The sequence below is a fragment of the Nonomuraea sp. NPDC049646 genome (assembly GCF_044465525.1).
GTDB lineage: Bacteria > Actinomycetota > Actinomycetes > Streptosporangiales > Streptosporangiaceae > Nonomuraea.
Genome location: NZ_JBITLU010000014.1, coordinates 165,143 through 189,032, shown reverse-complemented (window position 1 = coordinate 189,032; position 23,890 = coordinate 165,143). Strand labels below are relative to the sequence as shown.

The window sequence follows — 23,890 nt, the reverse complement described above, 5'->3', positions numbered from 1 at the left end:
CCCGAAAGGAAGACCATGACCACACCCGAGGCTCGCGTCCGCCCCGCCAAGTACTGGGTGAGCTGCCTGCCCGACACCCACAAGATGGCCTCCGCCTTCACCATCGTCGTCAAGTACGTCCCCCACTACGACGGCTGGGCACTCATCCACCGCGGCACCCACCTCGACCGCGACGGAGTGCCCTCCTGGGGGCCGAGCTGGCCCGGCGACGACAAGGAGCCGGAGACCGAGGAGGAGGAGCGCGCGGCCGAGGAAGCCCGGAAGGCGTGGGCTGCCGAGCACTACTTCCCCCACGACACCGCGCTGGAGCTCGCCCGCACACTCGCCCCCGGCGTGGAGGTGGCCAGCTGGACCGCCACCATGGTCGCCGCCCGCGACGCCGAACAGGCGGCCGGCCCCGACACTGCGCCCTGACCTCCCCTGCCACCCCCCAGCCGGCCAGGCCGGCCCGCCACGGGCCCGGTCCGGCCGGCCCCGCCCCCATCGCCCGTCCGTGCTGACAGGAAGGCCCGCTCGATGCTCGCCCGCTACCAGCTGCCCGCCTTCGCGGGGGGCCGCTACCGCCTCGTCGTTGACCGCGTCGCCCCCAAGCGCGCCGAGGTTGGCCTGTACGCCGCCGATGAGCGCTGCCGCCTGCTGGCCTCCGCCGACGTCCATCCCCACGACATCCCCGCCACGGTGCGCCGCCTGGTCCGCCAGGCCGACGCCGCCGGACCCGACGGAGGCCCGGTCGCGGTCGCCGCGCAGATCGCCGAGCTCGCCGACCGGCTGACGCACATCGCCTCGCCCGTGGCCGCCGGCCCTGCCGAGCGCGCCGGCGTCGCCGCGCACGTCCGCGACGCCCGCCTGGCCCTGCGGCTGCTGGCCGAGCGTCTGGCCGAGGGCGGCCCGATCGCGCCTGGCGCCGTAGCGGAGGGAGGGGCCTCGTGAGCGGGTTCACGGCCGAGAAGGTGTTAGGCGAGATCTCGCCGCGCCATAATCCTTGTATGGCTGAGGCTGACGTGGACATGAACGCCGACTACTGGACCATGGCGGACATCGCGTCCTATCTGGACGTCAAGCAGCGCACGGTGCACACCTATCGGCTGCGTGGCCAGCAACTGCGTGAGCGCGCCGAGGCGGGGGAGGAGCTGACCGAGGAGCAGCTTGCCGTGGGCCTGCCCAAGGAGGACAAGATGCTGGGCCGTACCCCGGTGTGGAAGCCGCAGACGATCATCCGCTGGCCGCGCCCGGGGCAGGGGGCCGGCGGTGGCAGGCCGGTTGGCCGGGCCAGGTCCTGACGGCAGGGCCGGTGCGGGCGGGCCGGTGCCCGCGAGTGTGATTCCGCCGGGGCGGGGTGTCGAGTGATCGGCGCCCCGCCCTTCGTCGTGTGGCGTGGGAGACCTCCCAAAACTTTGTAGTACTCAGCTTGACTGGGTGGTGCGGTGCGAGCATACTTAGAGGTGTTCAGCACTACAATGTTAGGAGCCGAGATGGCCGCCGCCACCCAGCACGCCACCCCCACCAGCTGCCTCAGCTGCGGCCGCACCCTCCGCTCCGCCGCCTCCATCGCCCGCGGCCGCGGCCGCACCTGCCACGCCCGCGTCGTCGCCGCCGCCCGCACCGTTGACCTGCCCGGCTACAAGCCCGAGGCTCTGGCCAAGGCCGCCGACCTCATCGAGCAGGCCGCGATCGTCCCCACCCGCCGCCCCGGCCTCTACACCGCCGTCAGCTCCGACGGCACCGTCACCTACCTCGTCCACTCCTGCGGCTGCACCTGCCCCGCCGGAGTCCGGGGCCGCCGCTGCTACCACCGTGCCGCCGTCGAGATCCTCACCGCCGCCGCGCCCGCTCGCCGCGCCGCCTGACCCTCACGACCGGCCTGGGTCGCCCGCCCAGGCCACCCCGCCACCCAAAACGGAGACAGATCATGCCCTACCTCACCACCCCCGACGAGCGCCGCATCCCCTGGCGTGAGGGCGAACCCCTCGACCTGGCCAGCGAAGCCGCCTACAGGGACGAGTGCGACGACTACGAGGACTGACCCGCCCTGCCCGGCCGCCCGCGCGGCGGCCGCCCCTCTGCCCAGCACCGCAGCACCCATGCCCCACTCTTCGACCCGATAGGGAGCCCACTGTGAGCAGCAGCAATCTGATCGTCTTCTCCTACCTCACGCACGATGACGAGCGGGTCGTCGAGGTGCGCAGCCGGACGGAACTCACTCCGCAGCACGTGGCCGGGCGGCTGGCCGGCGCGGTCCAGGGGGTGCGGGACGGTGAGGCCGTCCCCGCGATCACCTGGGGGATGATGCGCGCCCTGGTGGACGCCTGCGGCTCGCACGGCCTGCCGATCGGCCCGGACGCGCCCCGCCTGCTGGACGAACTCCGCTCCCTGTGCCTGGCCTCCTAGCGCTTCCCCGTCCGGCCGCCGGGCGTCGCTGATCGCCCCGGCCCCCTCGCTCTGACCGGTTCCCCAGGGCGGAAACCGACCTAACCTTGTAGTATTGAAGTTGACTAAGACGGGTCCGGTCGTCATACTTAGACGTGTTCGGCACGACAAAGATTGTGGAGGTGGCGATGGACGCCAAGCTCGACGTCGACCAGGTCAGGTACCAGATCGCCCGCTGGATGACGAAGCGCGACCTGTCCCTGCGCGAGGCGACCATCCAGTGCGCCGCCACGTTCACCCGCGTGGCCCGCGACAACGGACACGACGCCCGCCTGTGCCTGCTGCTCGGCGAGACCATCACCCGCATCGGCGCCGAATGGGCCGCCGAACTCGTCGCCCTCACCCCCCGCTAGAGCCCGCACGCCGGGGCCGGACTCACCCCCCGGCCCCGCCCCTCACCCCTCCCCCCTCCGGCACGGGGCCTGCCGGCCTCCATCCCGATCACGGCCGCTCCGGCGGCACTCGCGAAAGGCGCCACCACATGCTCAACTCGCTCGCCGACATGGCCGTCCTGGGCCTGCTCGCCGCATCCCACGAGGGGGAGATCGCCACCCTGAAGGCCAAGCACGGCCCCGCCCCCCGGCTTATCGTGGACTGCGTCGGCCTCAGCCCCATCACCCGCCAGCCCTACATCCGGCTGTCCTGCACCGGCCAGACCTGCACGTTCTGGCTCGGATTCGGCGAGGACGCCCCCTTGGACTCCATCGAGAAAACCGCTCACGCCCACCGCGCCACCTGTCCGGACGGCGGCCAGGCCGACGGTCCCGCCGGCGCGGCGGACGGCCCCGCGGGGGGCGGCGACCCCGGGCAGGGCGGGAGAGAGGGGCGGCAGCTGGTGGAGACCGGCGAGGGCCGCGCGCGCGTATTGCGCGTGATCCGGGGCGACGAGGCCTGATCGGCGGCGACCGGCCGGGAAGGGCCCGTCAGGTCGAAACTTTGTAGTGCTCGGCTTGACTACCGACCTCCCGTCGAGCATACTTAGTAGTGTTCAACACGGCGATGATTTTAGGGGGTCACATGTACGGCGACGACGGCACCACCCACGGCCACTGCCCCACCTGCGCCACCACCCGCCGCCTCCTCCTGCTCGCCTCCCAGAACATCGGCATCCTCCTCATGGCCATGTGCGACCACTGCGACACCGAGTTCGTCCACACCCACACCGACACCGCCGCAGACCTGCGCGAGTGCCGCCGCGGCTACTGACCCCTCCGCCGCCCCGGCCACCCGGCCGGGGCACCCCGCCCCAACAGCCCCGCCACAACCGGAAGGACAACCATGAGCCACCACGACGAGGCCACCACCTACTACGCCACCCGCGGCGCCGTCGCCCTCCACCACTACGACCGCCAGCGCATCCTCGACATCGCCCGCGAAAGCCGCCGCCGCATGGACGCCGAGAACCCCCAGGCATCCCAGCTGATCGACACCTACGTGGCCGCCGTCCGCCAGCGCCGCGACACCGACCTCGGCCCCACCCCCGAGCCCGTCGACGTGCTGCTGCACGCCATCACCTCGGCCGCCGCATTCGCCTGCGAAGGCGCCGACGCCGGCACCGTCCTGACCATCCTGACCCGCATGGCCTCCGACATGGAGCAGCAGCACCCCCGATGACCCGACGCCCGGCCCGCCCAGGCGGGCCGCCCCGCCCTCCACCGTCCCGCCCCACCGCCGCCGAAAGGCCGCCCCATGAACGTCATCACGCCGCCCACCGGACTCGCCGCCGACTTCCTGCGCGCCTACCTCGACACCGTCGAGCAGGTCACCGCCATCATCGGCGACAGGAACCAGGCCGCCGAACTCGTCCTCCACCACCTCTACGACCGCTGACCGCGCGCGGCGGCCCCACCCAGGGCCGCCCAGCACGACTCAACAGACGGGCAACACCGCACAGACCCGGGGGAACCTTCCATGCGCCACCAGGCCGCAGCCCAGCTCATCGGCGACCGCACGCACCAGTGCGACGCCACCGCCACCTACACCGACCCCACCACCGGCGCCCGCGCCTACGTCCTGCTCGACGGCATCGGCAGCAACGCCCTGGTCCAGACATGGACCCGCTCCGCCGCCCGCCGCCTCGCCCGCGTCGCCGCCATCCGCGCCAGCGCCGAGGACGGCCTCCGAGCCACCGCCGCCGTCACCGCCGCCGAAAACCTCCGCTACGACTGTGACGACGTGCTGCCCCTCGCCTGCGCCGTCGTCGCCGTCACCGCCCCCGGCGGCCCCCTGCAGATCGCCTGGTGCGGCGACTGCCGCGCCTACCTCCAGCCCTTCGGCGGCCCCCTGCGCCGGCTCACCCGCGACCACAACATGCGCCAAGTCCTCCTCGACCAGGAACAGGAGCCCAGCATCGACGCCCGCAACCTGGTCACCTCCTGCCTCGGCCGCCGCCCCACCCCCCAGATCGGCACCCACACCGTGCAGGCCCCCAGCGGACGGCTCCTGCTCGTCTCCGACGGCGCCTACGAACCCCTCGAAGACTCCGGCATCGACCTGGCCGCCTACCTCTCCGGCAGCCCCCGCACCGCCGCCCACGCCCTCACCGCCGCCGCTGTTGCCCACACCGACGACTACGCCGACAACGCGTCCGCCCTCGTCGCCGACCTGCCCCGCGCCACGCCATAACCTTCCCCCCGGCTCACCCCTCCGAGCCGGGTCGCCCGCACCACACCCGCCCGCGCCGTACGGTTACCGAATCATTACCGAGCGTCGCCATATCCTTCTGGCAGAAGATCCGCAACCAGGGGGAAGCATGACAACTGCCGAGGTCGGCTATCTGCGCACCGCCCTCATCCCGCTCGACGAACTCACCCCGTACCCCGGCAACGCCAAGCGCGGCAACGTGGACGCCATCCTTGCCAGCCTGCGCCGCAACAGCCAGTACCGGTCCCTCGTCGTCCGCGAGCTCGAGCACGGACCACTCATCGTCCTAGCCGGCAACCACACCATGCAGGCCCTGGCCGCCCACGGCCCCGGCGACTGCGGCCAGACCACCACCACCCCAGACGGCGGCCGCCAGTCCTGCGGCATCTGCCGCAACCAGCCCTGGGAACCCGCCGCCCGCGTCGAAATCATCACCTGCGACGACGCCACCGCTCGCCGCATCAACCTCGCCGACAACAAGACCGCCGAACTCGGCGGCTACGACACCGAGGCCCTGGCCGACCTCCTCACCGCCCTCGACGGCGACCTCGAAGGCACCGGCTACACCCACACCGACCTCGACGCCATCCTGGCCGCCGGCGACAGCGAACCGCTGCACACCGCAGACCTCCTTGCAGGCACCGGCGACTCCTACCGCGAGCAGTACGCCGTCATGGTCCTGTGCGGCAGCGAAGGCGAACAAGGATCCGTCTACGCCCAGCTCCAAGACCTCGGCTTCGACTGCAAAGTGGTGACGACCTGATGCGCATCACCATCGACCAGCACACCATCAACGCCACCAGCTACCGCGCCGCCCGCGTCAAGAGCCTGTTCAACTGCGCTGACGGCAGCCGCTTCACCCACACCGCCGACCTCGACATCGACGACCACGACTGGCGCATCGGCGTCATCGTCGGCCCCTCAGGGTCCGGCAAGACCAGCATCGGCCGCGCCCTGTGGGACGGCACCGCCTTCTACAACCCCGACGGCTGGCCCACCGACGCCCCCATCGTCGACGGCATCAACCCCGCCGGCAGCTTCGACGACGTCTGCGCCGCCCTCGGCGCCGTCGGCCTCGGCGACGTCCCCACCTGGCTACGCCCCTACCAGGTCCTGTCCAACGGCGAACGCTTCCGCGCAGACCTCGCGCGCATCATCGCCGAAGCGCCCCCGCGCGTGGTGATCGACGAGTTCACGAGCGTGGTCGACCGCCAGATCGCCCAGATCGGCGCCGGAGCGTTCGCCAAAGCCTGGCGCCGCACCAGCGGCCAGGCCGTCCTGCTCACCTGCCACTACGACGTGCTCGACTGGCTCGAACCCGACTGGATCTACGACACCCTCACCGGCCAGTTCGCCAGGGGGTCGGTTCAACACCGCCGCCCTCGCCTCCAGCTCGAGATACGCGAAGGCGGCTGGGAACTATGGCCGATCTTCAAGCCACATCACTATCTAGACGCACCCCCCATGGTGGCCGCCCGCTGCTACGTAGGCTTCATCGACGGCGCCCCCATCGTCCACGTCGGCGTCAGCACCAAGAGCGTCATCACCAAGGCCGGCACCGCCGTCGAGGCCCGCGCCTGCCGCCTGGTCGTCCTCCCCGAATGGCAGGGCGCAGGCGTCGGCATGCGCTTCCTCAACCACGTCTGCGAACTCCAGCGCACCGGCCGCGGCCGCCTGCCCGGCCGCCGCATGACGACCATCTTCCACACCTCCCACCCCCAGCTCGCCGCCGCGCTCCGCCGCGACCCGCGCTGGCGGCAGGTATCAGCAGCCCTCCACGGCGCCAGCAAGGCCAAGTCGGCCAAGAGCATCAGGGTCGCCGAGCACCGGCCCGGCGGCTCCATCGTCACCCAGGCCACCGGCTACGGCGGCCACCTGCGCGCCGTCCAGGGCTTCCGATACGTGGGCCTCCAGCAAGGAGCCGCATCGTGAGCCTGAACGTCTACGTCAGCGGCCAGCGCGCGTTCGGCGCCGCCGTCGCCGACCTCGTCATCAACGAAGGCCACCACCTCGTCGGCGCAGCTTCACCCGCCTACGCCCCACCCGACCACCCCGTAGCCGACGCCTTCGGCCACCCCGACATGCGGCACGACCTGCTCCGCCAGGCCGCCTACCGCCACCACGCCCCCTGGACCGAGGCCGCCCGGCTCAACGCCACCCACATCCCCGACAGCACCGACGTCATCGTGGCCGCCCACTCCCACACCTTCCTCGGCCGCCGCACCCGCGCCCGCGCCCGCCTGGCCGCCATCGGCTACCACCCGAGCCTCCTGCCGCTCCACCGCGGCCGCGACGCCGTACGGTGGACCATCCGCGACGGCGACCGCGTCACCGGCGGCAGCGTCTACCACCTCACCGACGCCGTCGACGGCGGACCGCTCGCCGCCCAGGACTACGTGCTCGTGCCGCCCGGCTCCACCCCGCGTACCCTGTGGCGCGAGCACCTGTTCCCGCTCGGCCTGCACCTGCTGGCCCGCGTCCTGGCCGACATCGACGCCGGCACCGTGGCCTACGTCCCGCAGGACGAGGCGTGCGCCACCTGGGAGCCCTCATGGCAGCGGCCGCGGCTGCACCGCCCCGAGCTCGCCGAGCTCCCGCCGCCGGGCCCGGCCGGGGGACTGCGCTACGTCGCAGACCCCGCGCTCGCCCGCGCCCGGACCTCGCGCCGCGCCACGTACGGGGCCGCCGTGCCGTAGCCGCCGACCCCGCCCCCGCGGAGGCGGATGACCAGTGAACGTGGCCCCATGAAGAACGTGGCCCCGAACGCCACACAACGTGTCCCGGACAGGAGGTGACCGTGCCCGCATCCAAGGCCCAGCAGGCCGCCACAGCCGAACGCCGCGCCAAGGCCATCAAGATGAAGCTCGCCGGAGTCGACTGGCAGACCATCACCGACCAGCTCGGCTACAAAGACCGGCACACCGCCTGCAGGGACGTCCGCCGCGCACTGGAAGCCATCCGCAAAGAGCAGGACAACGAGGCCGCGGCGCTCCGCCAGATCACGGTCATGCGCTACGACCGCCTGCAGGCCGCGTTCTGGCCCGCCGCACTCGGCGGCGACACCAAGGCCGCCGAGGTCGTCCTGAAGTGCCTGGCAGGCCGCGCCCGCATCGAAGGCGCCGAAGCGCCCACCCGCGTCAATGTCGAGGCCCAGCAACTCGGCGAGGAGATCGCCGCCCTACTCGACCAGGCCGTCCACACCCGCCGTGACGACACCGGAACCTGACCTGGACCGCATCCGCGGCCAGCTGGATGAACTGGTGCGCGCCGGCGACGTCCGCCGGCTGCGCGCGCTACGCGACCAGCTCACCGAGCGCTTGGCCCGCCGCCGGGTCAGCGACCAGGCCGCCCGCTACCTGTACGACCCGGCAGGGTGGGCGCGCGACTGCATCGACTGGCCCGACGGGCAGGCGCTGACGCCGTATCAGGACGACGTGGTCGGCGCGCTGCCCCGGCGCCGCCGCGTCGCCGTTCGGGGTCCGCATGGGCTCGGGAAGACGGCCGTGGCCTCGATCGTCGTGCTGTGGTTCGCCACGACCCGTGAAGCTGCCGGTATCGACTGGAAGGTCCTCACCACCGCGAGCGCCTGGCGGCACCTGGCGGTCTACCTGTGGCCCGAGATCCACAAGTGGGCGCGCCGCATCCGCTGGGACGTGCTCGGCTTCCCGCCGTTCAGCGACCGCACCGAGCTGCTGGCGCTGAACCTCAAGCTCGCCCACGGCGCCGCCTCGGCCGTGGCGTCGAACAAGGCGGAGCTGATCGAGGGCGCCCACGCCGACTCCCTGCTGTACCTGATCGACGAAGCGAAGATCGTCCCGGACGCCACCTGGGACGCCATCGAAGGCGCGTTCTCCGGCGGCCGCATGGAGGGCCTGCCCGAAGCCTTCGCCCTCGCCATCTCCACCCCCGGCCCGCCCGCGGGCCGCTTCTACGACATCCACCGTCGCGCCCCCGGCCTGGAGGACTGGCACGTCCGCCACGTCACCCTCGCCGAGGCCATCGCCGCCGGCCGCATTTCCCCGGACTGGGCCGAGCAGCGTAAACGCCAGTGGGGCGCCGAATCCGCCCTGTACGCCAACCGGGTCCTGGGGGAGTTCCACGCCTCCGACGAGGACGCCGTCATCCCGCTGGCCTGGGTCGAGGCCGCCATCGAGCGCTGGCACGCCTGGCACGCCCTGCCCGACGCCGAGCGTCCCCAGCTGGCCGGCCGCCGCGTGCTGGGCGTCGACGTCGCCCGCACCGGCGGCGACTCCACCGCCTTCGCCCACCGCCACGGCCCCGCGGTCCTGCGGCTCGACCGGCACGACGACAAGGACACCATGGCCGTCACCGCCCGCGTCCAGGCCGCCCGCGGCAGCGGCCGCGCCGAGCACAAGCCCGTGCCCGTCGTCGACTCCGTGGGCGTCGGAGGGGGAGTGGTCGACCGGTTGCGCGAGCTCCGCGTCCCCGTCCTGGCCTACACCGGCGCCGCCGGCACCCGCGCACGCACCCGCGATGGCGAGTTCGGCTTCAACAACGTCCGTTCGGCCGCCTACTGGCAGCTGCGCGAGCTCCTCGACCCCGCCTTCGACAGCGCCATCATGCTGCCGCCGGACGACCTGCTCGTCTCGGACCTGACCACGCCGACCTGGCGGATCACGACCGGCCTGCCGCCGAAGATCCAGGTCGAGCCGAAGGACGACGTCGTCGCCCGGCTCGGCCGCTCCCCGGACGCCGGCGACGCCGTGGTGATGGCGTTCTGGGCCGAACGACTGGCCACCTCCAGCATCCGTAACCCAGCTGCGGGGCGGCAGCCTGGCAAGAGGTCTGCCGCCGCCGCCCGCTATGGCCGCAGCACCACCGCCGGAGAGCCAGGCCGCGGCAGCCACCGCTGAGAAGCGGCTAGACGTCGTCTACGCGGGTGAACGTCAACTCGACGTCCGGGCAGTCGGCGGCGAGGTCGGTGATCGTGTGCTGTTCTGCAAGGTCGGCGGCAAGGTCCCACCGGAGTTTCACCGTCAGCCATTCGCCCAGGTAGCGGCAGTGCGCCCCCTGGTGGGGCGGGAGCCATTCGGCGGGGTCTCGATCGGCCTTGGACTGGTTGGTCGCGTCGGTCACCGCCACCAGTGCGACTGGCTCGTCCAGGTCGTTGGCGTAGCGCTTGCGGCGCTCGTCGGTCCAGGCCGACGCTCCGCTGTCCCACGCCTCGGCGAGGGGAACCATGTGGTCGATATCGAGCCGGCTGGTGTCTGTCACGGTGGCATCGTCGTAGTAGGAGTACCAGGCTCCGCCTGCGAGGCGGCAGCGCGAGCCGATCTCCGGTTTCTGGACCGCCTCCTCGATCAGTACTTCCTTTCGGGTGTCGCAGCCGTTGTGGTTTGCGTCGATCCAGTGCTGGAACCGGTCGCGGCTGTAGCCCGCTCTGCTGCCTTCGTGGGCGTCCCGCAGCAAGGCCACGGCCTGGTGGAGGTGGATCGTCTGCGCCCGTTGGGGGAGCGCGGAGGCCGGGATGGCCGGCGCGCTGACAAGCAGGGCCATCGCGGCGGCGGTGAGGAGCATGCGGCGGACGGGGAAAAGCATGCGGCACTCCTGTCACGTTGCGTCACCAGTCTTAACGGAACGTAACAGCAAGGCAGAGGGACGGCGCTCTCAGTGCGGTGACAGCTACCTCACCACCGCAGCGGCCAGCCGACCTCTCATGGCAATGACCAGCGCCGAGATCGTGTCCGGTTGCGAGACTGCTGGTGTTGGACGTCAGCCGCCACGCTCTCGAGCGCCAGCGCCGAGCTGGGCCGCGCCCGCCCCACCGTGACGTACGCGTCCTGCCGCCGGCAGGTGCGCCCGACGACTTCGCGCCGTGCCTCATGACCGCCGATCCTCCGGATTGCCCGGCGCCACGGCGCCGAGCGCAGCACGATTGGCCCCATGAGTACCCTGACTCACTCGGCCCTGTGGCCGGTCGCCCGCGACGACGTCGACGCCCGGGCGTTCGTGTTCTCCGCGCCCCCCGCCGGCTGGCCCACCGCAGTGCTGTACGTGTCGCTGCCGTTGCTGGACCGCCGCGTCGACGTCTTCGTCGAGGCGATGCACCGGTGGGGGTCCCCCGCACCGAGACCTACACCGGCGATGACGGCGCCCCCGGCTACCAGATGCAGCAGGCCCGGCCCGGCTGGCGGCTGGGTCTGTCGCAGGCACGCCGCCTGGTCGTCGCCGGCCGCGGGCAGTGCCTGGTCGAGGTCGCCAGTACCAAGGCGCCGAATGAGTGGATCGACGCCATCAGGCGCGAGCGCCAGGTCTACGTGTTCGCCGGCGGCCCCATCCCGGCCATCGCAGGCACACACGAGGCGTTCAGCAGCCTGCTCGACTGGGTGTGCTCGCACCCTACAGTCGGCGGCCTCATGCCCGCCGTCAAGATCCCCTGAACGAGCACACCGCCGCGTGCTAGCGTGGCCGCTGTGTAGAGGCTGGCTTCGGGCCGCTCTGCGCCCCGCCGTGGAGGCTGGCTCTGGGCCGCTCCACCGCCAGGGACGCACAACGAGCGCCAGGAGACTCTTATGGGCCTTGCCTTCACCATCTGTTCGGACTGCCACGTCAACCCTGGGCAGCCCCACGCGGCCGGTTGCGACGTAGCCCAATGTCCCGACTGCGGACGCCAGCGCCTGGACTGCGCACAACACACCTCCACCAGCCCCGCGATCTGGACCGGCCTGTTCCCTGGCCTCATCGAGGCCAGCCGCGAAGGCTGGTGGCACCGCCCGGACGCCGACCAGGGGTGGGCCGAGTGCGCGTGGGACGCCCCCGGCGCCAGACCGAACGTCGCCCGCGTCGTCCGCGAGGCAGAAGCTGGCACCCTCCGGTGGGACCGGGCCGCCCAGCTCTGGGTCCGGCCCACATCCGAAATTCCGCCGCTGGCGTGCGAGCGTGATGCCGTGCGCCACGCGCTGGAGACGCTTGCGGGAAGCACCGGCGAGTTCGACCAGATCCTGAGGGACGCCGAGCGGAACGTGCTCAGCATCCGCCGCGTCGGCGCCTGGCAGTACGTCAACCTCTGGTTCAGTCTTGACAGCAGCGATAAGCCGCACCTGGTGGAGACGAACAACGGGCCGGCCGCCGATTCGGCCGTGCTCTGGCAGAATCCGGACTGGTGAAGCCGGAACGGATGCCCATCGCCATGCCCGCCCTCGACGCGCTGGAGCGGGCCGACGAGCGGATGCGCCCTCACGGGTTCTGGGCGTTCGACCCCGGCTTCGAGCGGGAGATCACGCACATGCGCCCGTCCAGCGTGAACTGAACGAATGGCTGGCGCAGAGCTGGCTGGACGGGCGCATGGCCTCTCACGGCCTCGGAATCTGATCAGGCTGGTTGATCGTCCGGGCCGGTCTCGGCCGCCAGCCTCTGCGTCCGCTGCCGGCTCACCTTCCCCCTCTGGGCCTGTTCTTCGCGCTCCAGGCGCTCAAGGGCTTCGCGCGCCAGCCTGATATAGGCATCGAAGCTCGACTCGGCCTGGTCCTGATCGGGCATGGGAATCTCCCTGGGGGGGAGGATGACATGGCCACGCTATCCGGCTGGGTCGACATCCCGGGCGTCACAGGCCCGTTCAGCGAACACCGGGGCCGGCGCCCGCCGTGGCCGGGCGCCGGGTCTACCCGTGGTGTGTTGTGAAGCCGGGGAGACAGGGACCCGCTCTCTGAGCTGCGGGCGCTCGCCAGCTCTACCGCCACGGTGGGCTGGACCCTCCCATCCCTGAGCGTCCCCCCGTAGTGGGAGTCGGGGTGGCACCTGGGGCCAGGCACCCGAGCTACCGATCACCGGCCCTGAGCTGGTAGCACTTTGCCCTGTCTCGGTATTGTGTTCGAGTCGGGGTTCGCGCGTGGGGAAGCGTCGCGAACCCCGGCCCCCTCCACGTCAGCCCGAACGCCACGCCAGCGACAGCCGACCCGCGACGTCGAATCCCGGTCCATCGGCAGGCTTGACGACGACGTGGTCAACAAGCAGAGCAAGCAACTCCTTCTGCGCATCGGGGTCCGCGCTCGCCCACCAGCTCTCCACGGTCGTCTTGTCCGGCGGCACCAACTCGGCGCCGCGGCGGTGCGCGAGCGCCAGCAGCAGATCAGGCGCCGCGCCGGTCCGCAACGGCTCCAGCACCTGCTGCACCACGGCAGGCACCAGCACGCGCGCCGCCACGCGCACCAGACCGCAGTCGTCGGCCGGGCACGCAAAGGTGACGACGCCAGCAGTCATATCGGGAGTCATGTCGCCGCCGCACCCGCCGCAGGTCATCAGCCCGGCGAGGACCAGGTCGGCCCGCCAGCCGTACTCGGCCGTCGTCTCCTCGCGGCCGGGGAGCGCGGCGATCATCTCGACGGCCTGCTCGGCGGTCACGTCGCCAGCGGCGTACGCGGCATGCATGAGAGCGACCTCGTTCCCGGCATCCCCAGGCGCGAGCTGCGGCGGTGCGTCTTCGGGTGGGGCCGGTACGACGGTGAAGCGGCGCGGGGGAGTGGCGTCGCCTGGGGGCTGGTCGGCCATGGTGACTCCTGGGGGAAGTAGTGCGCCCCAGCGTAGGCACCGGCACCTGGGCGCGTCACGCGTTGGGAAGTGGCCGGGACCGTCCGGCGGCGTTAAAAGTTCTTCGACATCGCTCGGCAACATTTGGCAACTCCGGCGCACGCCAAGCTCCGCGCGCCCGGCGAGCGGGCCAACGCACAACTGAAGGCATGGAAGTTCCTCAGCAAGCTCCGTTGCTGCGCTCTTCGCACCTGTCAACTCGTCAAGGCCGTTCTCGTCCTTCAGGGCTGCGAAACGCGATGAGAACCCTCAGCCCTTCAGAGGGCCTGCCGACCAAGCTGGAACCCCAGCTTGGTCAAAAAGTCAATATCCCGTGTGGTGCAAGTTCAGTGACTGTGCAGCTTTGGTGTCATTCGGAGGACCGAATGTGCTGTTACGGGTCAGTCATCCACTTTGCGTGGACGGCAAGTTGGGGTTGCTTTACGACACCTGAGGCCAGTTCGGAGGCGAGAAATGTGATTTCCGTGAGTGTGCCGATGCATTATGTCACTAGAGCGTACACGATGTGATACATGTCACAATTGACCCAAGTTCTAAAGAAGTGTCAAGGTGATCATGTTCTTTCCGGCCCGGCCTCGATAGTCGGAATATGCCGGATGTCAAAATCGAGCATGGTTGGAGACCTGGTGTTCTCGATTTCCAAGTTGGCCCTAAAGGCCGCGCTCTGCGTCTCGATGGCCGTCGTGGGTACCGGATTAGCGGGCGCGGCGGCGTACGCTGACGACAATCCGCGCTACCAGGAGCCCTCTCAGGTCGAGACAGGGCCGAACTCTTCGCGACCCCTCAGCACCCTGTCTCTACCGTCCCAGAAGTGCACATCGCTCTCCAACGGGGGCCTCTGCATTACCATAAGGCAGGGATCGTCGGGGTCGAGCTACAAGAACATCAACGTCACCTACGAGAAGACGAGCGGCTCTCAGATCCACTCCTACATGGGGTGGAACTCTGGCGGCACAGAAGTTGTTGGGGGGTACTTCTACCTCACTGCCGGAAATTACGAGTCGGACAGCTGGAATAACAACTACCTTCCGGGCTGCCCCTCCGTCTACGGCTTCCTCTACACTGATGGTCAGGGTCGCTTCCAGACACCCTCAGCGGCAAGCTGCTGATTGACCAAGGTGGCGCCGTGCGACTTATGTGCCGCTCGGCGCCACCGCCGTTTCATCGCGAGGAAGAGAAATGCTGCAAGCCGTCCTTCGGGGCAATGTGGAGCTCTTGGTAGGCAGCCTGCTACTTGGGGTACTTTTCGCGCTTGGAGGTGCGTCGTGGGCGAAGAGGAAGGCTATTCCCGCCCCTCTTGCGGTCCTTCTATCCATCTCGGTGGCGGCAATCGTCTCCGTGACGCTTGCTCCGGTAGGTGATTCGGCTCAAACCGCGGGCTTCTGTACGATCACGCCCATATCTGAAGGCGTTCTGGGCGTCTCGGGGATGCTCAATATCGGACTATTTGTCCCGTTTGGTTTTTTTCTTGCATTGCTCTCGCGTCGACCATTCCTCGCCATGGCCAGCGCCGCTGCTCTCTCAGGTGCGATAGAACTCCTCCAGGGGGCAGTCTCGGTGCTTGCTCGCCAGTGTGACACCTCGGACCTGATCGCCAATTCCCTCGGTGGCATCGTTGGCGCAAGCGTCGCCGCTGGGGTGATGCGCTACTTCAAAACTGATCGGCCTGATGGGTTTCAGTGGAGAATATGGTCGATGGTGATCGGCGTCGCTTGTACTGTCAGCCTTCTCGCGGGGATCGGACTTGAGTGGCAAGCGACATCGGGCTCCTCGACATCGCCCTGGAGGCCGGCAAGCCAGGAAGAACAGGAACGCGGAGAGCGTATCGCCAAGGGGTTGCTCGGGGACGACGTAAAGATAACTCAGATTCAGCTTGCTGAGGATAACCTCCCGGGTCTTGGCCTCAAGCCGATTGCGGCGGTCCGATTCGACGGCGGCCTTCTGTACATCGAGTGGAGCGCGGGAAACCCGTTCTATGGGCAGTTTGGGTCGTCCATTGGGCAGCGTCCCATCACGTCTTTGGCTCCCGTTTCGGGTGGCCTTCAGATTGACAAAAACACTGCAGAGAGTCGTGCCAGGGATTTTGCTAAGAAACTCAAATGGGCTTCGATAGCAGGTCTACCCGCCGTGATTGGCGGCGATTCGAGTCGGAATTTTGTGGCGAGCTGGAGGAAGCGAGACAGGGGCATCCTTCTGCCCTTTAGGTTGGACGTCACGATTAGCTCATCTGGTGAAATTCAAGGGTTTGATGGTGCTCCCGTCGAGATTACTGGGAAGCTTCCCTCGGTGGCCGTGTCTATCGACGAGGCCAAATCGCTCGCATCGTCGAAAATTCCAACGCACAAGATCGGATCCGTCGAACTTCTGGCCGAACAGATCGCTGGCGAATGGACGCCGGTATGGGCCATTGGTTTGACGCTAGACGGAAGCGCGGCCGGAAATCGAGATCGATGGGTCGTTGTAATCGATGCCACCAAGCCTCACATAATCCGGACTATCGACCCCTCCGGTGCAGAGGTCTGACCGACTACTGAGCCATCTTCCAACCTGATGCTGCAGTTCACAGAGGCCGCCGGGCCCGATTGAGATGCGACCTCGGGCCCTGCGGCCTTTCTGCTGACTTAGCGGTGGAAGCGGTTCGTGGCGTCGCCGGGCAGCGCGATGCGCACCAGGCCGCAGTTCTGCGCCGGGCACGCGAAGGTGACGACGCCGGCGGTCATGTCCGGGGCCAGGTCGCCGCCACAGCCGCCACACGTCACCAGCCCCGCCAGGACCAGGTCGGCACGCCAGCCATGTTCGGCCGTCGTCTCCTCTCGGCCGGGGAGGGCGGCGAGCATCTCGGTGGCCTGCTCGGCGGTCAGGTCGCCGGCGGCGTATGCGGCGTGCACGAGGGCGACCTCGTTCCCTGGGTTCGCTGGCGTGAAGGGGGCATTGCGTCTTCGGGTGGGGCCGGTACGACGGTGAGGCGACGCGGCGGAGAGGTGGCCTCTGAAGGCTGGTCGGCCATGGTGATTCCTGCGGGGGAAGTAGTCGCCTCGCCAGCATAGGCACCGGCACCTGGGCAGGTCATGCATTCGCAGACGGCCGGGACCCTCCGGCAGTGTTCGACGTCCTTCGACATCTCTCGGGAACGTTCGGGAACATTCGGCGGCTCCCTCGGCCGGGGGCCGGTGAGGCACCCATGCGGCAGGGATCTACCAGGGAAGATCTGCGAGTGCGCCGAGCGCCGCGTCCGCCAGTGCTACCGCATGCTCGTCGGCCGTGGCCGCCACCTGCCCGGCCACGCGCCGGCGCACCTCTGCCACCGCGGCGCGCCGTGCCGCCGCGCGCCACTGCGGCGGCAAGCCGGTCTTGCCAGCGCCCGGGGCGTGCTGGGGCGGTGTCCAGTCGGCGACCGGCACCTCCAGCTGGACCAGCGCACGCGCGCCGCACCGCGTGCACGTCAGCAGCTGGCCGCCGGTTCCCGCGCCCGGCCGCGCCGAGCCGCGATTCACCGTCCACCGCATCCCGCTCATCTGGTGGGCCATCCGCAGCCCGCAGTGCCACACCTCGACCGCGCCGCCGGGCAGCGGCGGCATCTCGCCGTCGACCAGGCGGCCACTCAGCGGCTCCGGCCCGGGGGTGGCCAGCTCGTCAGACGTCACCGCGCACCGCTTCCGTCGCCAGAAGCCGGACCAGCGCCGCGTGCTCGCCGAGCTCGGCGACGTGGGCTGCGAGCGTGTCCGCAGCCAGCCAGGCCGCGCGGTCGGCGCGCTCCTTGGCGGTCCCGGCGCCGACGTCGCCGGTGACGCTGACCGTCCAGGCGTACTCGCCGAGCCCTCGATCCTTCAACCCGCCACCGGTGGTCAACGACTCACGCAGCGCGGCAGGCAGCTCGGAGTCGTCCCAGGCGAAGCAGAGGCGGTGCGTCCAGGTCTCTGTGCCTTGTCGAGCCTTCACCCGCGTCACGCTATCGGCACGGCCGCAGCCGCGCGGGGAGCTGTGCTGGTTGACCTTAGCGACTGAAACGGCTGGTGGCGTCGCCGGGTAGCGCGAAGGGCAGCAGGGCGAGATGAATCTCCCGGTCCACATCTCCGTTGGCGTGCAGGACGAAGTCGGCTCGCTCCACACTGTCGTGCCGTCCCCGGCGCTTGTAGTTCGGGTGTGCCTCGACCGCCTCGACAGCAGAGCGGATGGCGGCGCTGACGTCCTTGTTCCTGATGAAGACCAGGAGTGCTGCCTTGGTGTCGCGCCACGCCATGTAGCGCAGCACCTGGTCTAGGGCCCCTGAGACGGTCTTGGGCCCTGCCCAGATCTTGCACTCGCCGATGAAGACGTTCCCGTCGCGCTCGCGGATCAAGATGTCGGTCTTGCCGTCGCAGTTGAACACCTCACCGCTGGCCGTCCCCTCGAACTGGGCATTCAGGAAGACCAGCAGGAGGTTCCGGAACGTCTCCTCGTCCATCCCGGCCGCCAGGGACGGTGTGCGCTCCAAGGCGTTCCGGGAGTGTCGCAGGACCTCAAGGGCGGCCTCGTAGTCCTGCTCAGTCAGGACAGGTTCAGGAACGAACCGCGTGCTCTTGGCGGGGGGTGCGCTGGACGCAGGGCGGAGCGTACGCCGCTTGACGGGAACGCTGTAGGCAGCGGCATCAGCGCGTTTGCGAATCGGGTACCCGACTGCGGCCTGCACGTCACGGATGGTCAGCAGTTCGGCGCGCCGGCGCGCAACCACGCCGGGCACCGTGTCCCTGATCTTGGCGTTGTGACGGTCGATGTCCTCGCGTGCCCATCCCAGCCACTGCTCGATCCGGTCCAACTGCTGGTCGAAGTTCGCCCGGACCTGGTCGCCGTCGACCAGCTGGCCCTCCACAGTGATATGTAGCTGGCCAGGGGCCAGACGCTCTACGAGCGGCGGGCTGCTGGAGACGGTGGACGGCTTCGTGCGGAAGACATCGCTTTCGCCGTCGAAGGGGACGACCAGGGTGAGGGCAGGAACGCGCCGCTCAATCTGGCGCCCGAACTCCATGAACTGCTGGGTCGTTTCCTTCGGCCTCTCCATCTCCGCCTCGTCACGTCGGAGACGCGGGCATTCCACACTTCCCAGGTCGGTCAACGTCTCTACGACGTCATGCTCGGAGGCACTGAGCAGCGCGTCTTGGTCCCACGACTCAAGGCGATTCAGCATCTTCTGCTCGGTAGACCTCAACACGGAGAGGAGGTCGTATTCCCAGAAAAGGGGGGTGAAGGTCACGGGTATAGCTTGCCGTGCTGAACCGACAGAATCGAAACGGGCGCAGAGGGACGGTTGGGCGTTGGTAGGGCATAGGGGATAGGACGTGCCGCCGCACACCTCACCTGCTACACGGCCGCTGCTCCCCCTCGACGCCGTGGCGTCCGCACCACCTGTAATAGCTCTCGTCCACGTTCCGGCTGCGGCTCGCCCGCCCATGCGCGGCCTGCCAGCCGTGCCAGTGCCGCGTGTTGCACGGGCTGCACAGCGGTGCCCGCACGAGCCCGTGCGTGTGGCAGTGGTCCCACACCTGAGCTCGTTCGGTCGCGCAGCAGGCGCACATGAACGTCGCGGCGCTCGGCCAGTCCCGCCGGCTGTTGCGGTCTGTGCGGTAGGGGCGGCCGGCCAGTTCGCCGCGGTAGAGCTGAGCGTCGCCGTCGGCGCCGCACGGACCGTACATGATGGCGCTGCGGGTGAACTCGCCGCGGTCGGACACCACGGCGTCGCCGTGGCGCTCGTACCAGTGGGGCGAGTTCTCCCCGTGGTGGGCGCCCATGCAGGAGCAGCTGCACTCGCCGCCCGTCGCTTCCTGGCATCTGCGGTCGCACCGGGACAGGGTCGCCATGTCCCGGACAACCGCGACGTAGCCGTAGCGGTCGACTGCAGCGGTGATCGCCCGGGTGAGGCAGTTGCGTGGCAGGTGCCACCGGTTCTCGTGCCACAGCGGGCGGTGGTAGAGGTCCAGGGTGGTGATGAGCCAGCGTCGGTTGTCCTTCGCCCACGGCAGTTGCGCGAGGACCTGGCCGTCGACGGGGAGCCGGAGCACGACCTCGGGGCCGGGGATCATCACGAGATGCTCGCCGTGGAAGCGGATCTGTGGCATGCGGTCCATGGCGCCACGGTGGCATGGGGGATTGGCGGTTCGGGGGTGCATGGGGAAACCGGCATGGGTGATGGGTGGGCTGTAAGCGTGTATGGGGGGCGTTGTCGGGCGTATGACCGTGGTCGCCCCTATATATAGGTGTGCGCGTGATCCGTGCTTGGTGTGCTCTTGGTGCTGGGGCGATTGGCCTGACCTGATCTTTGTACCCGCGATAAGGTGGCTTATCACGGGTACACGACCTGGCCAAGGAGAAGCGGTTGGAACTGGTCAAACGCGACACACCGGCTATCGCCCCCACCGAGTCGCAAACCACCTACACAGACGCTGACTTCGCAATCTCGGACAGCACGCGCGTGCGGCTCGCCGACAGCGTCCCCGCCAACACCCGCCGCGCCTACGAACGCCAATGGCGCCTGTTCACCACCTGGTGCGCCCACCCCGGCCACGGAAACGGACGCGTCCCCCTCCCGGCCACCGCCCAGACCTTCACCGACTACGTCACCCACCTCGCCGACCAAGGCAAGGCCCCGGCAACCATCGAGCAGGCCATGGGCGCCATCCGCACCCACCACACCCACGCCGGCCACGACGGCCAGCCACACGGCAAGGCCGCCCTGCAGGTCTTGCGCCAGTACAAGCGGCAACGCGCCGAGAACGGCCAGCGCGGCCAGCGCGAAGCGCCGCCCGTCACCATCGACGTCCTGAAGGCCATGGTCGGCACCTGCGACCCCGGCACTCTGGAAGGCATCCGCGACCGCCTGGTCTTCGTCCTGGGCCTGGCCATCATGGGCCGCCGCTCCGAGCTCGTCGCCCTCAACCGCGACGACGTCGTCCTCGCCCCCGAGGGCCTGGAGGTGACGATCCGCACCAGCAAGACCGACAAGGACAGCCGCGGAGAGACCGTCGCCGTTCCCCGCGGCGAGCACCCGATCACCGACCCCGTCGACGCCTACCTCGCATGGACCCGCGCCCTGGACGAGGCGGGCCAGCGTGGCGGCCGCCTCCTGCGCCGCCTGTACGTCCACGACACCATCGGCCGCTCGCTCGGCGCGGACGCCGTCAACGAGATCGTCCGGGCAGCCGCGATCAAGGCCAAGGTCCCGCGAGCGGAGGAGTACACCGCGCACAGCCTGCGCGCCGGCGGCGCCACCGTCGCCTACGCGGCCGGCATCCCGGTCTCCACGATCGCCAAGCACGGGCGCTGGTCACCGACCTCGCCGGTCCTGCTTCGCTACATCAGGCCGGTTGACCGCTGGCGCGACAACGCCATGCGCGGCGTCGGCCTATGAGCAGAGTGTAGGGCTTCAGTGATCTTGGCATCGACATGGCACATATGTCAGATCGGCGAGAAGGCGTCTGTGAACCACCGGCCTCCTGATGGATCTTGGCCTGGGCCGACAATGACCCAAGAGTCTAGGATGATCAGCTACTTCAAGATCAAGCGTTCCACCGGAGGCGATCATGACGGGCTCGATCCGGCGCGTGCCGTTCGACCTAGAGATCTACAGCCGGCGTTCCCAGACAGGGCCATGCTTCATCTGCGGAATTGTCAATCATGATCCCAGTCAGCCGGAAGAAATCGTCTACGACGATGGCAGGCACATCGGGTTTCTCGCGCGCTTCGCCGCACTGCCCGGGTATGTCCTTGTTGCTCCCAAGCGCCACATCGAGCACGTTGTCCGAGATCTTGACGTGGATCAGTTCATCGACGTGATGCATGTAGTGCGTCGAGTCGCTCTCGCCCTGGAAGCAAGCGTGCCGTGCGAGCGGACCTATCTACTGTCCTTGGGCAGCCAGCAGGGAAACGCCCATCTGCACTGGCATATCGCCGCTTTGCCTCCCGGTGTCCCATACGAACAGCAGCAATACCACGCCCTTATGGCCGAGAACGGCATCGTCGAGCATACGCCTGAGGAAGCTGCAGCCCTGGCCGCGAAGATCATGCTTGCCCTGAACGCCCAGCGTTAAGCGGGCGTTACTGAGACAGCAGCCGTGTGCGAGCAATCTCGCGCGAGGCATTCGCCTCCCTTTGTCTTAATGTGGCGTCTCGGAGCTCGTGACGTTGCCGCTGACGGCGCGGGAGCTGGCAGGTTGACCGGGAGCCGTGCCGTGAGGCGCGGCGCCATGGCAGGCAGGCCGGCGCAGGGGCGGGGGTCCAATCCGCTCGCCCGCGCGATGGCTCCGCCTGGGGGCGGTTACTCGCCGTACTTCTTGGCGTAGAGCGTGATCAGCGTGCTGGTCGAGATGTGCTTGCCGGCGGCTGGGCTCTGGCGGACGACCTTCCAGTTGCGGTCGAACACCTGCAGCCTGCCCTGGCCGGTGGCGTCCTGGTCGTCGAGGACGTAGAAGCCGGTGGCCTGCAGCTTGTCCTGGGCGGCCTGGAGGTTCATCCCTGTGACGTCGGGCAGCAGCTTGCGCCTGTCGGCGGGGGTGGACCGTTTGCGGGCGACGGGTGTCTCGGTCGTCGGTGTCGGGCTGGCGGTGACGGTGACGACGGCGGGTTGCGGGGTTGTGCTGCCGCTGCTTGTGCAGCTGGTGGCCGCGATGGTGAGGGCTGCGGCCATGGCGAGTGCTGGCGTTGGGCGCATGCGGGGCTCCTGGGGATGGTGAGCCGGTTTCGTCACTGCTTGCGCCCGCGAGGCTACTCTCGGCCTCTTGCGGGCGCGGGTGGTTCGGGAAAGTTCGGTCGGAGTCGAGGCGTTCGTGCTGGTGGTGCGCGGTGGCTGGAGCGGGGGGTGGAGGGGCGTCCCGAAAAACTTTGTAGCATTCGGCTTGACAAGGTCTGGCGGGGGGCATAACTTTGTCACATCTGATCACGAAGTTTTCGGAGGGAAACAGATATGAACGCGCAGCCCGCCACCGCCCTGGCCGCCACCATCCCCACCGGCCGCCTCGCTCAGGGCGAGTTGCGCCGCCAGGTCGCCGCCCACCTGGCCGCGAACTCCGGCACCTGGCACACCGTGGGCGCCGTGGCCACCGCCCTGGGCGGCCGGTCGAGCGGCGCGGTCGGCAAGGCCCTGGAGATCCTGGCCTCCGGCGGGCACGCCACCAAGAGGGACGGCAAGCCGGTCGCCTACCAGGCCACCGCCACCACGGCCGCGCAGGCCACCGAGGCGTCCGTCCGCCGCGCCACCGGCACCGGCACGAGCGTGCGCTGCACCACCACCACCACCACCACCGCCACCGCCCCCGCGCCGCTCGCGGCGGCCGCGCTGAACCTCAAGCTCATGCAGACGCCGGTCAACGGGCCGGTCGCCTGCCCGGACGGGCGGGAGTACCACCCGCGCACCCTGGCCGGGCTGCCCGACGTGACCGCGCTGCGCAAGCTCCGTGACGCCGGAGTGCCCGCCCTGCTGTGGGGCCCTCCCGGCACCGGCAAGACCACCCTCGTCGGGGCCGCCTTCCCTGACCTGATCACCGTGGCCGGTGACGGTGACACCGCCGTGGCCGACTTCGTGGGCGAGTATGTCCAAACGCCCGGCGGCGGTTACGACTTCGTCTACGGCCCGCTGATCCGCGCGATGCAGGAGGGGCGCGCGCTGCTGATCGACGACGCGACGCTCATCTCGCCGAAAGTGCTGGCCGTGGTCTACCCGGCCATGGACGGCCGCCGCGAGATCGTCGTCAAGGCGCACAAGGGCGAGGTGATCAAGGCCGCGCCCGGGTTCTACGTGGTGGCCGGTCACAACCCCGGCGTGCACGGCGCGATCCTCACTGAGGCCCTGTCCAGCCGGTTCGCCGTCCAGATCCAGGTGTCGAGCGACTACGACCTGGCGCTCAAGCTGAACATCAACGTCAAGGCGGTGCGGGTGGCCAAGAACCTGACGCTCCGCCAGAAGAACGGCGAGGTGGGTTGGGCTCCGCAGCTTCGCGAGCTGCTGGCCTTCTCCAAGGTCGAGGAGGTGCTGGGCCTGGAGAGCGCGGTGTCCAACCTGGTCGGCATCGCCCCGGAGGAGGACCGGGAGGTCGTGGCCGAGGTGGTGCAGACGGTGTTCGGTGCCGAGTTCGCGCCGCTGGCCCTGGGCAAGCAGTTGTGAGGCCGAGGGGTCGCGCCGCGCGGCGCGGCCCCCCTTCCGGTGGGCCGGCGGAGTTGGCACAGAAACCTTGTAATCGAGCTTGACAAGGTTTCTGTGCCCCCTTAACCTTGTAACAAGTAACGACGAAGTTTTCGGGGAGACGAC

33 protein-coding genes and 1 pseudogene are annotated in these 23,890 nt (G+C 69.4%); 25 read left to right on the top strand and 9 right to left on the bottom strand.

Annotation, left to right across the window (positions count from 1 at the left end; translation table 11 throughout):
- Positions 1 to 15 precede the first annotated feature (15 nt).
- The 16 genes from ACIBQ8_RS35860 to ACIBQ8_RS35785 all read left to right on the top strand — a co-directional run bounded on the left by ACIBQ8_RS35860 (position 16) and on the right by ACIBQ8_RS35785 (position 9,944).
- Positions 16 to 414, top strand: a complete 399-nt coding sequence (locus ACIBQ8_RS35860; protein ID WP_397194246.1) for a hypothetical protein — start codon at positions 16 to 18, stop codon at positions 412 to 414.
- 102 nt (positions 415 to 516) lie between these two features.
- On the top strand, positions 517 to 930 hold the full coding sequence (locus tag ACIBQ8_RS35855; protein WP_397194245.1) for a hypothetical protein: 414 nt from the start codon (positions 517 to 519) through the stop codon (positions 928 to 930).
- 56 nt (positions 931 to 986) lie between these two features.
- Positions 987 to 1,280, top strand: coding sequence for a hypothetical protein (locus ACIBQ8_RS35850; RefSeq protein WP_397194244.1), 294 nt, complete (start codon positions 987 to 989; stop codon positions 1,278 to 1,280).
- A gap of 192 nt (positions 1,281 to 1,472) precedes the next feature.
- A complete protein-coding gene (locus tag ACIBQ8_RS35845; protein ID WP_397194243.1) occupies positions 1,473 to 1,847 on the top strand; it encodes a DUF6011 domain-containing protein in 375 nt (124 codons plus the stop codon).
- A 268-nt stretch (positions 1,848 to 2,115) separates the two neighbouring features.
- Complete coding sequence (locus ACIBQ8_RS35840) at positions 2,116 to 2,388, top strand: hypothetical protein (protein WP_397194242.1); 273 nt, start codon at positions 2,116 to 2,118, stop codon at positions 2,386 to 2,388.
- Positions 2,389 to 2,555: 167 nt separating this feature from the next.
- A complete protein-coding gene (locus ACIBQ8_RS35835) occupies positions 2,556 to 2,780 on the top strand; it encodes a hypothetical protein (protein ID WP_397194241.1) in 225 nt (74 codons plus the stop codon).
- A gap of 128 nt (positions 2,781 to 2,908) precedes the next feature.
- Positions 2,909 to 3,322 (top strand): hypothetical protein, encoded by a 414-nt coding sequence (locus ACIBQ8_RS35830; protein ID WP_397194240.1) that lies wholly within the window; start codon positions 2,909 to 2,911, stop codon positions 3,320 to 3,322.
- A 122-nt stretch (positions 3,323 to 3,444) separates the two neighbouring features.
- Positions 3,445 to 3,633, top strand: coding sequence for a hypothetical protein (locus ACIBQ8_RS35825; protein ID WP_397194238.1), 189 nt, complete (start codon positions 3,445 to 3,447; stop codon positions 3,631 to 3,633).
- A gap of 72 nt (positions 3,634 to 3,705) precedes the next feature.
- Positions 3,706 to 4,041, top strand: a complete 336-nt coding sequence (locus ACIBQ8_RS35820) for a hypothetical protein (protein WP_397194237.1) — start codon at positions 3,706 to 3,708, stop codon at positions 4,039 to 4,041.
- Between the two features lie 75 nt (positions 4,042 to 4,116).
- Positions 4,117 to 4,257, top strand: a complete 141-nt coding sequence (locus tag ACIBQ8_RS35815; protein ID WP_397194236.1) for a hypothetical protein — start codon at positions 4,117 to 4,119, stop codon at positions 4,255 to 4,257.
- 81 nt (positions 4,258 to 4,338) lie between these two features.
- The gene (locus ACIBQ8_RS35810; RefSeq protein ID WP_397194235.1) at positions 4,339 to 5,052 is read left to right on the top strand and encodes a PP2C family protein-serine/threonine phosphatase; all 714 of its coding nucleotides are present in this window, start codon (positions 4,339 to 4,341) and stop codon (positions 5,050 to 5,052) included.
- A gap of 127 nt (positions 5,053 to 5,179) precedes the next feature.
- On the top strand, positions 5,180 to 5,833 hold the full coding sequence (locus ACIBQ8_RS35805; RefSeq protein ID WP_397194234.1) for a hypothetical protein: 654 nt from the start codon (positions 5,180 to 5,182) through the stop codon (positions 5,831 to 5,833).
- The gene (locus ACIBQ8_RS35800; RefSeq protein WP_397194233.1) at positions 5,833 to 7,002 is read left to right on the top strand and encodes a hypothetical protein; all 1,170 of its coding nucleotides are present in this window, start codon (positions 5,833 to 5,835) and stop codon (positions 7,000 to 7,002) included. The genes ACIBQ8_RS35805 and ACIBQ8_RS35800 overlap by 1 nt, the downstream gene beginning before the upstream one ends.
- Positions 6,999 to 7,766, top strand: coding sequence for a formyltransferase family protein (locus ACIBQ8_RS35795; RefSeq protein ID WP_397194232.1), 768 nt, complete (start codon positions 6,999 to 7,001; stop codon positions 7,764 to 7,766). Before ACIBQ8_RS35800 ends, ACIBQ8_RS35795 begins: the two co-directional genes overlap by 4 nt.
- Before the next feature lie 95 nt (positions 7,767 to 7,861).
- Positions 7,862 to 8,296 carry a hypothetical protein gene (locus tag ACIBQ8_RS35790; RefSeq protein ID WP_397194231.1) on the top strand — a complete coding sequence of 145 codons (435 nt, stop codon included), beginning with the start codon at positions 7,862 to 7,864 and terminating at the stop codon, positions 8,294 to 8,296.
- Positions 8,277 to 9,944 (top strand): hypothetical protein, encoded by a 1,668-nt coding sequence (locus ACIBQ8_RS35785; RefSeq protein ID WP_397194230.1) that lies wholly within the window; start codon positions 8,277 to 8,279, stop codon positions 9,942 to 9,944. Before ACIBQ8_RS35790 ends, ACIBQ8_RS35785 begins: the two co-directional genes overlap by 20 nt.
- A gap of 7 nt (positions 9,945 to 9,951) precedes the next feature.
- Here ACIBQ8_RS35785 and ACIBQ8_RS35780 read toward each other — a convergent pair whose 3' ends face one another.
- Positions 9,952 to 10,629, bottom strand: a complete 678-nt coding sequence (locus ACIBQ8_RS35780; protein WP_397194229.1) for an HNH endonuclease family protein — start codon at positions 10,627 to 10,629, stop codon at positions 9,952 to 9,954.
- 512 nt (positions 10,630 to 11,141) lie between these two features.
- Between ACIBQ8_RS35780 and ACIBQ8_RS35775 the strand changes: the two genes are divergently transcribed.
- The 3 genes from ACIBQ8_RS35775 to ACIBQ8_RS35765 all read left to right on the top strand — a co-directional run bounded on the left by ACIBQ8_RS35775 (position 11,142) and on the right by ACIBQ8_RS35765 (position 12,340).
- Entirely contained in the window at positions 11,142 to 11,471 is a 330-nt protein-coding gene (locus ACIBQ8_RS35775) for a hypothetical protein (protein ID WP_397194228.1), read from the top strand.
- A gap of 132 nt (positions 11,472 to 11,603) precedes the next feature.
- Positions 11,604 to 12,197 carry a hypothetical protein gene (locus ACIBQ8_RS35770; RefSeq protein WP_397194227.1) on the top strand — a complete coding sequence of 198 codons (594 nt, stop codon included), beginning with the start codon at positions 11,604 to 11,606 and terminating at the stop codon, positions 12,195 to 12,197.
- Positions 12,194 to 12,340, top strand: a complete 147-nt coding sequence (locus tag ACIBQ8_RS35765) for a hypothetical protein (RefSeq protein ID WP_397194226.1) — start codon at positions 12,194 to 12,196, stop codon at positions 12,338 to 12,340. The genes ACIBQ8_RS35770 and ACIBQ8_RS35765 overlap by 4 nt, the downstream gene beginning before the upstream one ends.
- 62 nt (positions 12,341 to 12,402) lie before the next feature.
- On the opposite strand, the gene ACIBQ8_RS35760 is transcribed toward ACIBQ8_RS35765, so the two are convergent.
- Complete coding sequence (locus ACIBQ8_RS35760) at positions 12,403 to 12,570, bottom strand: hypothetical protein (protein WP_397194225.1); 168 nt, start codon at positions 12,568 to 12,570, stop codon at positions 12,403 to 12,405.
- 384 nt (positions 12,571 to 12,954) lie between these two features.
- A complete protein-coding gene (locus ACIBQ8_RS35755; RefSeq protein ID WP_397194224.1) occupies positions 12,955 to 13,578 on the bottom strand; it encodes a hypothetical protein in 624 nt (207 codons plus the stop codon).
- Positions 13,579 to 13,704: 126 nt separating this feature from the next.
- On the opposite strand from ACIBQ8_RS35755, the pseudogene ACIBQ8_RS35750 reads away from it, so the two are divergent.
- The 3 genes and pseudogenes from ACIBQ8_RS35750 to ACIBQ8_RS35740 form a co-directional block, all read left to right on the top strand.
- A pseudogene (locus ACIBQ8_RS35750) lies at positions 13,705 to 13,860 on the top strand (IS5/IS1182 family transposase); the annotation flags it as partial.
- Between the two features lie 269 nt (positions 13,861 to 14,129).
- A complete protein-coding gene (locus ACIBQ8_RS35745) occupies positions 14,130 to 14,726 on the top strand; it encodes a hypothetical protein (RefSeq protein WP_397194223.1) in 597 nt (198 codons plus the stop codon).
- Between the two features lie 70 nt (positions 14,727 to 14,796).
- A complete protein-coding gene (locus ACIBQ8_RS35740) occupies positions 14,797 to 16,140 on the top strand; it encodes a VanZ family protein (protein ID WP_397194222.1) in 1,344 nt (447 codons plus the stop codon).
- Positions 16,141 to 16,238: 98 nt separating this feature from the next.
- On the opposite strand, the gene ACIBQ8_RS35735 is transcribed toward ACIBQ8_RS35740, so the two are convergent.
- The 5 genes from ACIBQ8_RS35735 to ACIBQ8_RS35715 all read right to left on the bottom strand — a co-directional run bounded on the left by ACIBQ8_RS35735 (position 16,239) and on the right by ACIBQ8_RS35715 (position 19,718).
- Positions 16,239 to 16,505, bottom strand: coding sequence for a hypothetical protein (locus ACIBQ8_RS35735; RefSeq protein ID WP_397194221.1), 267 nt, complete (start codon positions 16,503 to 16,505; stop codon positions 16,239 to 16,241).
- 306 nt (positions 16,506 to 16,811) lie between these two features.
- On the bottom strand, positions 16,812 to 17,261 hold the full coding sequence (locus ACIBQ8_RS35730) for a hypothetical protein (RefSeq protein ID WP_397194220.1): 450 nt from the start codon (positions 17,259 to 17,261) through the stop codon (positions 16,812 to 16,814).
- Positions 17,251 to 17,556, bottom strand: coding sequence for a hypothetical protein (locus ACIBQ8_RS35725; protein WP_397194219.1), 306 nt, complete (start codon positions 17,554 to 17,556; stop codon positions 17,251 to 17,253). Before ACIBQ8_RS35725 ends, ACIBQ8_RS35730 begins: the two co-directional genes overlap by 11 nt.
- A gap of 55 nt (positions 17,557 to 17,611) precedes the next feature.
- A complete protein-coding gene (locus ACIBQ8_RS35720) occupies positions 17,612 to 18,847 on the bottom strand; it encodes a hypothetical protein (RefSeq protein ID WP_397194218.1) in 1,236 nt (411 codons plus the stop codon).
- A 100-nt stretch (positions 18,848 to 18,947) separates the two neighbouring features.
- Positions 18,948 to 19,718, bottom strand: coding sequence for an endonuclease domain-containing protein (locus ACIBQ8_RS35715; protein WP_397194217.1), 771 nt, complete (start codon positions 19,716 to 19,718; stop codon positions 18,948 to 18,950).
- Between the two features lie 344 nt (positions 19,719 to 20,062).
- On the opposite strand from ACIBQ8_RS35715, the gene ACIBQ8_RS35710 reads away from it, so the two are divergent.
- Positions 20,063 to 20,998 carry a tyrosine-type recombinase/integrase gene (locus ACIBQ8_RS35710; protein WP_397194216.1) on the top strand — a complete coding sequence of 312 codons (936 nt, stop codon included), beginning with the start codon at positions 20,063 to 20,065 and terminating at the stop codon, positions 20,996 to 20,998.
- Between the two features lie 172 nt (positions 20,999 to 21,170).
- Entirely contained in the window at positions 21,171 to 21,677 is a 507-nt protein-coding gene (locus ACIBQ8_RS35705; RefSeq protein WP_397194215.1) for an HIT family protein, read from the top strand.
- Between the two features lie 227 nt (positions 21,678 to 21,904).
- Here the strand turns inward: ACIBQ8_RS35705 and ACIBQ8_RS35700 are convergent, their stop codons facing one another.
- The gene (locus ACIBQ8_RS35700; protein WP_397194214.1) at positions 21,905 to 22,297 is read right to left on the bottom strand and encodes a PASTA domain-containing protein; all 393 of its coding nucleotides are present in this window, start codon (positions 22,295 to 22,297) and stop codon (positions 21,905 to 21,907) included.
- Between the two features lie 252 nt (positions 22,298 to 22,549).
- On the opposite strand from ACIBQ8_RS35700, the gene ACIBQ8_RS35695 reads away from it, so the two are divergent.
- The gene (locus ACIBQ8_RS35695) at positions 22,550 to 23,746 is read left to right on the top strand and encodes an AAA family ATPase (RefSeq protein ID WP_397194213.1); all 1,197 of its coding nucleotides are present in this window, start codon (positions 22,550 to 22,552) and stop codon (positions 23,744 to 23,746) included.
- The last annotated feature ends 144 nt before the right edge of the window (positions 23,747 to 23,890 follow it).

Excerpts from the sequence above, each read along its gene's own strand:
- ACIBQ8_RS35815 (WP_397194236.1), top strand. The coding sequence starts at position 4,117 with ATGAACGTCATCACGCCGCCCACCGGACTCGCCGCCGACTTCCTGCGC.
- ACIBQ8_RS35715 (WP_397194217.1), bottom strand. The coding sequence starts at position 19,718 with ATGGACCGCATGCCACAGATCCGCTTCCACGGCGAGCATCTCGTGATG.
- ACIBQ8_RS35820 (WP_397194237.1), top strand. The coding sequence starts at position 3,706 with ATGAGCCACCACGACGAGGCCACCACCTACTACGCCACCCGCGGCGCC.
- ACIBQ8_RS35745 (WP_397194223.1), top strand. The coding sequence starts at position 14,130 with ATGTCACAATTGACCCAAGTTCTAAAGAAGTGTCAAGGTGATCATGTT.
- ACIBQ8_RS35835 (WP_397194241.1), top strand. The coding sequence starts at position 2,556 with ATGGACGCCAAGCTCGACGTCGACCAGGTCAGGTACCAGATCGCCCGC.
- ACIBQ8_RS35700 (WP_397194214.1), bottom strand. The coding sequence starts at position 22,297 with ATGCGCCCAACGCCAGCACTCGCCATGGCCGCAGCCCTCACCATCGCG.
- ACIBQ8_RS35845 (WP_397194243.1), top strand. The coding sequence starts at position 1,473 with ATGGCCGCCGCCACCCAGCACGCCACCCCCACCAGCTGCCTCAGCTGC.
- ACIBQ8_RS35760 (WP_397194225.1), bottom strand. The coding sequence starts at position 12,570 with ATGCCCGATCAGGACCAGGCCGAGTCGAGCTTCGATGCCTATATCAGG.
- ACIBQ8_RS35860 (WP_397194246.1), top strand. The coding sequence starts at position 16 with ATGACCACACCCGAGGCTCGCGTCCGCCCCGCCAAGTACTGGGTGAGC.
- ACIBQ8_RS35705 (WP_397194215.1), top strand. The coding sequence starts at position 21,171 with ATGACGGGCTCGATCCGGCGCGTGCCGTTCGACCTAGAGATCTACAGC.
- ACIBQ8_RS35825 (WP_397194238.1), top strand. The coding sequence starts at position 3,445 with ATGTACGGCGACGACGGCACCACCCACGGCCACTGCCCCACCTGCGCC.
- ACIBQ8_RS35810 (WP_397194235.1), top strand. The coding sequence starts at position 4,339 with ATGCGCCACCAGGCCGCAGCCCAGCTCATCGGCGACCGCACGCACCAG.
- ACIBQ8_RS35695 (WP_397194213.1), top strand. The coding sequence starts at position 22,550 with ATGAACGCGCAGCCCGCCACCGCCCTGGCCGCCACCATCCCCACCGGC.
- ACIBQ8_RS35800 (WP_397194233.1), top strand. The coding sequence starts at position 5,833 with ATGCGCATCACCATCGACCAGCACACCATCAACGCCACCAGCTACCGC.
- ACIBQ8_RS35855 (WP_397194245.1), top strand. The coding sequence starts at position 517 with ATGCTCGCCCGCTACCAGCTGCCCGCCTTCGCGGGGGGCCGCTACCGC.
- ACIBQ8_RS35830 (WP_397194240.1), top strand. The coding sequence starts at position 2,909 with ATGCTCAACTCGCTCGCCGACATGGCCGTCCTGGGCCTGCTCGCCGCA.
- ACIBQ8_RS35755 (WP_397194224.1), bottom strand. The coding sequence starts at position 13,578 with ATGGCCGACCAGCCCCCAGGCGACGCCACTCCCCCGCGCCGCTTCACC.
- ACIBQ8_RS35850 (WP_397194244.1), top strand. The coding sequence starts at position 987 with ATGGCTGAGGCTGACGTGGACATGAACGCCGACTACTGGACCATGGCG.
- ACIBQ8_RS35780 (WP_397194229.1), bottom strand. The coding sequence starts at position 10,629 with ATGCTTTTCCCCGTCCGCCGCATGCTCCTCACCGCCGCCGCGATGGCC.
- ACIBQ8_RS35805 (WP_397194234.1), top strand. The coding sequence starts at position 5,180 with ATGACAACTGCCGAGGTCGGCTATCTGCGCACCGCCCTCATCCCGCTC.
- ACIBQ8_RS35770 (WP_397194227.1), top strand. The coding sequence starts at position 11,604 with ATGGGCCTTGCCTTCACCATCTGTTCGGACTGCCACGTCAACCCTGGG.
- ACIBQ8_RS35740 (WP_397194222.1), top strand. The coding sequence starts at position 14,797 with ATGCTGCAAGCCGTCCTTCGGGGCAATGTGGAGCTCTTGGTAGGCAGC.